This window comes from Hoskinsella mucinilytica, from assembly GCF_045223415.1.
Classification (GTDB): Bacteria; Bacillota_I; Bacilli_A; order Erysipelotrichales; family Erysipelotrichaceae; genus Hoskinsella; species Hoskinsella mucinilytica.
Window position 1 is genome coordinate 1 of sequence record NZ_JBEQZJ010000076.1, and the last position, 7857, is coordinate 7857.

The 7857-nt window shown below is 33.2% G+C and carries 2 protein-coding genes; both read right to left on the bottom strand.

Annotated elements, in window-relative coordinates; genetic code table 11:
• On the bottom strand, nucleotides 1-414 hold a 414-nt coding region (locus UGRO018_RS17150), incomplete at its 3' end, for a hypothetical protein (protein ID WP_416327734.1).
• 175 nt (nucleotides 415-589) lie between these two features.
• Nucleotides 590-7795: an MBG domain-containing protein gene (locus UGRO018_RS17155; protein WP_416327735.1), complete on the bottom strand. Its 7206-nt coding sequence runs from the start codon at nucleotides 7793-7795 to the stop codon at nucleotides 590-592.
• Between the last annotated feature and the right edge of the window lie 62 nt (nucleotides 7796-7857).

The window sequence follows — 7857 nt, forward strand, 5'->3', positions numbered from 1 at the left end:
ACCGATTATTTCTTCTGCTTGTTTTACCATTACTGGAACTTGTACTTCTACATAATGCTCTGCTTCATGATATCCATCTACTGTTGTATAATCATATGTTTCATCATCTACTGTGAAGTACGCTGGATAAGTATCTGTCGTTGTAGATAAGATCATGCTTTCATCTACCCATTTCCAGTTTTCAGGTAATGCTACTTCCTTTAATGTTGTGCCTTCCTGTGCTTCTAGATTTTCCGGTAGTGAGATGGATGGGGCAATTTCTTTTTCCTTTTGTTCATTTTCATTATTTTGAGCTGTTTGTACTTTCGTTGTATCACTTTCTTGTGCTCTTACTGTTACAGAATTTACTCCGGTAGATACACTTAATACAGTTGCCATTGCGACTGCTGCTGTTTGCTTCGTCTTTTTATTCATTTTTTGTCCCTCTTTCTTTGTGTTTGAACAGTAAACTTTTACAAATATATCCTAACAAATTAGTCACACATAGAAAAAGAACCTATTCCTACTTGGTATGATTTTCTTCCTAACTGGTAAAATCTTATGAAAATACGCAACCTGATTATAGGTTGCGTATCTTTGCTTCTAGGTCTTATTCTTCTTTTTTCTTCCCTTTCCACATTGTAGCGATTCCAGCTAACATAGCCATTAGGATTGCCCTAAATCCATTTACTGCTATTCCTCCTGTATCTTTGATTACTCCTTCATCACTTCTTTGTTTGGTATAAGTCTTTATGATCGTTCCCGTATAATTCCCTTTCATCGTGATGATAACGGTTGTCTTATCTCCATCGATCTCTGTTGTGATATCATAATCGATTCCTTCTACCAATACCTTTTCCCCATCTGTCAATCTTATATCTTCTAAGTCTTTATCTGTATCGATCGTTGGTACCTTTACTTCACTCTTTGGTTCGATCACAAAGGATATCACTTCACTTTCTATTCCTTCATAATCTTCACTATCTTCCACAACTGCTTTCACATACCATGTTCCTGCATTTGTTGGTATTACATCTGTATACGCTCCATCTATACGATCACTATACAAATATCGAGGTGTTCCAAATAAGAATCCAACTTGAGCTTTCGATGGTGTTTCTCCATATACCCAATCATTCATTGATAAAGATACGATTAGTTTATTATCAGCCTTATGTACATTCAGTTTTACTTTGATTCCGGTTACTACCTTATAATTCGTATCCTGTGGTGTATAAGTTATGATAACTTCATGACTTCCTACACTTCCTACCATTTCATTTGGTTCTGCCCAAGTAAATCCTGTTGGTAATTCCACATCTTTTAGACTTTCTCCAAAGGTTGCTTCTAACCCTGTTGGTATCGTATAGGTCGGTTCTGCTTGTAATATCTCAAAGGTAACGATCGTATCCAATCCTGTATATTCTTTTGAAGCGATGATCGTTGCTTTCATATACCATGTTCCTGCAGTCGTAGGAACCTCTGTTGTATATACACCATTTGGATCATTACTATACGTATAAACGACATCCCCATATTCTGCTTTTGCACTTGGCTTACTAGCATCTTCCTTATAGGTCCAATCCTTGATAGATGGTTCTTTTATCCAACGATTTTCTGCCTTTGATAACGTCACAGACAAACTACATTCTACATAATGTCCATCCTTGTGATAACCTGATACCTTACTATAATCATAATTCTCATCATCTACTTTCACATATGCTTGATAACTTGTACTAGCATCTGTCAATTCCAGTGTGCCATCTGCCCATTTCCAACCTTCCGGTAATTTCACACTAGATAATTCCTTATGATATACACCACTTAAATTCTGAGGTAACACGATCGTAGGTGCTTCAGCTTTTTCAATTTGGAATGCTTTCACTTCTTCTAAACCTTTGTAACTATCTGTTTCTGATACGCTTGCTTTCACATACCATGTTCCGGCATTCTCAGGCACATCGCTTTTAAATACACCTGTTTTACTATCACTATACGTAAAGCTAACAGTTCCGTATTTCGATGTCGCACTTGGCTTAACAGGACTCTTTCCATATGTCCAATCTTTGATATCTAATTCTTTCATCCAACTATTTTCTGCTTGTGATATCGTAAATACGTTCGTTGTACTTGCGGATTTGTAATTATCATCTGAAGCTATTGTAGCAGTAACACGATAAGTACCTGCATCTGTTGGTGCTTCGTTGATACTTTCCCACTTAGAATCACTTATTTTCTTTTCCCAAGTATAAGTTACTTCTCCTGTACTTCCCTTTGTAATAGCTTCAGGTTTTTCGTCAACAGCTTTTCCATTAAATGTTTTATCTAATGTTTCTGTAATAGAAATTGTACTTTCTGCTTTTGATATTGTAAATTCTTTCGCTGTTGAACTAGCTTCTTTGTAATTATCATCTGAAGCTACTGTAGCAGTAACACGATAAGTTCCTGCATTCGTTGGTGCTTCATTGATACTTTCCCACTTAGAATCACTTATCTGCTTTTCCCAAGTATAAGTTACTGCACCTGAACTTCCTTTTGTAGTAACTTCAGGTTTTTCGTCAACAACTTTTCCATTAAATATTTTATCTAATGTTTCTATAATAGAGATTGTACTTTCTGCTTTTGATATTGTAAATTCTTTCGCTGTTGAACTAGCCTTCATGCAATTATCATCTGAAGCTACTGTAGCAGTAACACGATAAGTTCCTGCATTGATTGGTGCTTCATTGATACTTTCCCATTTAGAATCACTTGTCTGCTTTTCCCAAGTATAGGTTACTTCACCTAAACTTCCTATTACACTAACAGAAGGCTTCTTATTTGCATTAGATCCATCATATGTTTTATCTAATATTTCTATAATAGAGATCGTACTTTCTGCCTTTGAAATCGTAAATTCTTTAGCTGTTGAACTAGCTTCTTTGTAATTATCATCTGAAGCTACTGTAGCAGTAACACGATAAGTTCCTGCATTCGTTGGTGCTTCATTGATACTTTCCCATTTAGAATCGCTTATTTGCTTTTCCCAAGCATAGGTTACTACACCTGTACTTCCCTTTGTAGTAACTTCAGGTTTTTCGTCAACAACTTTTCCATTAAATGTTTTATCTAATGTTTCTGTAATAGAGATTGTACTCTCTGCTTTTGATATTGTAAATACGTTCGTTGTACTTGCGGATTTGTGATTATCATCTGAAGCTACTGTAGCAGTAACACGATAAGTTCCTGCATTCATTGGTGCTTCCTTTATACTTTCCCACTTAGAATCACTAGTCTGCTTTTCCCAAGCATAGGTTACTGCACCTGTACTTCCTGATGTGGTAACTTCAGGTGTTTCATTTACAGGTTTTTCATCATATGTTTTATCTAAATTTTCCGTAATATCAATACTACTATCTTCCTTAAACATGATATTTAACGTAACTGTTAATTTTCGATTCACATTATCTGCTGTACCACAGTCATATTCATATACAATTGGTGTTTCTGCAGTATACCCACTTACAATACCGGTTTTGGAATCATATTTTGCGCCACTTTTGATGGTAATTTTGCTTAAATCAATTCCAGCAAATTTATCACCGATATTAAATGTGTCATCTACTTTTTTCAAGTCTATTGTTACGGATGTTGGCATGGATAAAGTGAGTAATCCTGGATTATCCCCTAGATTCAAATAAGCTAGTGGAGTGTTGTGACAATCCAAATATATTAAATTAGTATTGTTGCTGACATCTAAACTAGTGATATTAGTATCAAAGCAATACAACGCACTTAGATTAGTAGCTCCACTTACATTTAGATTTTTCAAGTTTTTATTGTTAGCGCAAACCAATTTTTCCAATTTCTCATTACTACTAACGTCTAAACTTTCAATACTAGTATTATCGCAATACATGAGAGTCATATTAGTAAATTTCGCAATACCAGTTAAGTTTGTAATATCTTTTTCACCTGTAATATCAATTATCTTTACATTAGCTATTTCTGCAGCTGATAACATGTCATCACCATTAGGATTGATTATTGTATTTTCTTTTAAATATTTTCTAAATGCTATATCTGGGAAATTGGCTTCATTAAGTTCTAAGCTAGTTGAATAACCACTTAGGTACAATGTTACTGTTAAACTTTGTTTTTTTCCTTTTGCTATTCCACAATCATATTCATATACAATTGGTATTCCATATTTATATCCACTAACGATCCCTGTTTCTGAATCTAAGCTTGCTCCACTTTGAATGGTAATCTTGCTCTTATCAATACCTTTAATTTTATCTTCAATTTTAAACGTATTTTCTGTGACATCTAAATCCAACATCACGTTTGTTGGTATATATAATTCTATTAAACTTGTATTTGTTCCTAAATTTAGATTGGCAAGAGGAGTATTGTTGCAATTTAGGAATTTTAAATTAGCATTGTCGCTGACATCTAGACTGGTAATGCCAGTTCCATAGCAATTCAAGTTTGTTAAAGCAATAGCACCATTGACTTTCAAAGTTTTTAGATTTTCATTGTTAGAGCAATTCAAGTTTACTAAATTAGCATTACTACTTACATCTAGACTTGTAATGCTAGTGTTGTTGCAATTCAAGTATACTAAAGAAGAAGCACCGTTGACTTCCAAAGTTTTCAGCTTTGCATTGCTGTAGCACGATAAGACTTCTAACTTAGTATTATTACTAACATCTAGACTTGAGATGCTTGTGTCGATGCAATCCAATTCTTCTAAATTCGTAAATTTTTCTATTCCTGCTAAGTCTGAGATAGTTTTTTCTCCAGCAACATTAATTCTTGTTATATTTGCTATCTCTTCTTGTGTAATGATACCATCTTTTCCATAATCTTGTTCCTTTAACCAATCTCTGAATCCTTCATCTGGAAAATTTTGTTCATTGATTTCTATACCAACCTTAATGTTCAATGTAACCCTTAAAGTTATTTCTTTATCCTTCACTATACCGCACTTATATTCATAAACAATAGGTGTTCCTTCGGTATAGTTACTTACGATACCAGCTTCTGAATCATAATCTGCACCACTTATAATGGTAATCTTACTCTTATCGATACCATCAAATTTATCTTCAATATGAAACGAATTACCTGCAACTGCCAAATCTTTTGTTACAGATCTAAGCATATTTAAATCAGTAATTCCTATATTTGTCCCTAGATCCAAATAGGCAAAACTTATATTCGTACAATACAAGAATGCTAATTTTTTATTTTCACTGACGTTCAGACCACTAATGCCAGTATCAGAACAATTCAATGATTGCAAAGCAGAAGCTCCCTTTACATTTAATGTTTTCAAACTTTCATTATGACTGCAAATCAAGTCTGTTAAAGCAATATTGCCACTGATATCCAAATTACTAATACTGGTACCAGAACAATCCAAATATACCAAAGCAGAAGCTCCCTTTACATTTAGTGTTTTTAAACTTTCATTACGTTTACAAATCAAGGTTGTTAAAGCAGTATTGCTACTGACATCCAGATTACTAATACTAGTACCAGAACAATCCAAATATACCAAAGCAGAAGCTCCTTCTACATTTAATGTTTTCAGATTTTCATTATTACCGCAATACAATTCTTTTAGTTTTGTAAAGTTTGCAATACCTGTTAAGTCTGAGATAGTTTCTTCTCCAGCAACATTAATTCTTGTTATATTTGCTATCTCTTCTTGTGTAATGATACCATCTGTTCCATAATCTTGTTTCTTTAACCATTCTCTGAATCCTTCATCTGGAAAATTTTGTTCATTGATTTCTATACCAGTCTTAAAGTTCAATGTAACTGTTAAAGTTATTTCTTTATCCTCCACTGTGCCACACTTATATTCATAGACAATAGGTGTTCCTTCAATATAGTTACTTACGATACCATTTTCTGAATCATAATCTGCTCCACTTATAATGGTAACCTTACTCTTATCAATACCATCAAATTTATCTACAATATGAAACGAATTACCTGCAACTGCCAAATCTTTTATTACAGATGTAGGCATACTTAAATCAGTAATTCCTATATTTGTCCCTAGATCCAAATAGGCAAAACTTATATCCTTGCAATTCAAGGATATTAATTCTTTATTTTCACTGACACTCAGACCACTAATGCCAGTATCAGAACAAAGCAACATTTGCAAAGCTGAAGCTCCCTTTACATTTAATGTTTTTAAATTTTCATTATCATTGCAAATTAAGGTTGTTAAAGCAGTATTGCTACTGACATCCAGATTACTAATACTGGTACCAGAACAAATCAATGATTCCAAAGCAGAAGCTCCTTTTACATTTAATGTTTTCAAACTTTCATTATCATTACAAAATAAGGTTGTTAAAGCAGTATTGCTACTGACATCTAGACTATTGATGTTCGTACTGTCACAATACAAGGTTGTTAAAGCAGAAGCTCCCTTTACATTTAATGTTTTCAAACTTCCATTATTTTTGCAAAGTAAGGTTGTTAAAGCAGTATTACTACTGACATCCAGATTACTAATACTGGTACCAGAACAATTCAATAATTCCAAAACAGAAGCTCCTTTTACATTTAATGTTTTTAAATTTTCATTATCATTGCAATACAGGTTTGTTAAAGCAGTATTGCTACTGACATCTAGACTATTGATGTTCGTACTGTCACAATACAAGGTTGTTAAAGCAGAAGCTCCCTTTACATTTAATGTTTTCAAATCTTCATTATTTTTGCAGAGTAAGGTTGTTAAAGCAGTATTGCTACTGACATCTAGATTACTAATACTGGTACCAGAACAATCCAACGATACCAAAGCAGAAACTCCTTTTACATTTAATGTTTTTAAATTTTCATTATTACTGCAAAACAATTCTTTTAGTTTTGTAAAGTTTGCAATACCTGTTAAGTTTGAGATAGTTTCTTCTCCAGTAACATCAATTCTTGTTATATTTGCTATCTCTTCTTGTGTAATGATACCATCTTTTCCATAACGTTGTTCCTTTAACCAATCTCTGAATCCTTCATCTGGAAAATTTTGTTCATTGATTTCTATACCAACCTTAATGTTCAATGTAACCGTTAACGTTATTTCTTCATCCTTCACTGTACCACACTTATATTCATAGACAATAGGTGTTCCTTCGGTATAGTTACTTACGATACCATTTTCTGAATCATAATCTGCTCCACTTATAATGGTAATTTTACTCTTATCAATACCATCAAATTTATCTTCAATATGAAACGAATTATCTGCAACTGCCAAATCTCTTGTTACAGATGTAAGCATATCTAAATTAGTAAATCCTATATTTATCCCTAGATCCAAATAAGCAAAATTTATATTCGTACAATACAAGAATGCTAATTTTTTATTTTCACTGACATTCAGACCACTAATGCCAGTACGAGAGCAATTCAACGATTCTAAAGCAGAAGCTCCCTTTACATTTAATGTTTTTAAATTTTCATTATCGTTGCAAAATAAGTCTTTTAAATCAGTATTACTACTGACATTCAGATTACTAATACCGATATTAGAACAATTCAACCATTGCAAAGCAGAAGCTCCTTTTACATTTAGTGTTTTTAAATTTTCATTATCATTGCAATACAAGGTTATTAAAGCAGTATTGCTACTGATATCCAAATTACTAATACTGGTACCAGCACAATCCAACGATTCTAAAGCAGAAGCTCCATTTACATTTAGTGTTTTTAAAGTTTCATCACTATTGCAAAATAAGTCTTTTAAAGCAGTATTGCTACTGACATCCAGATTACTAATACTAGTACCAGAACAATCCAAATATACCAAAGCAGAAGCGCCTTCTACATTTAATGTTTTCAGATTTTCATTATCACCGCAATACAATTTTT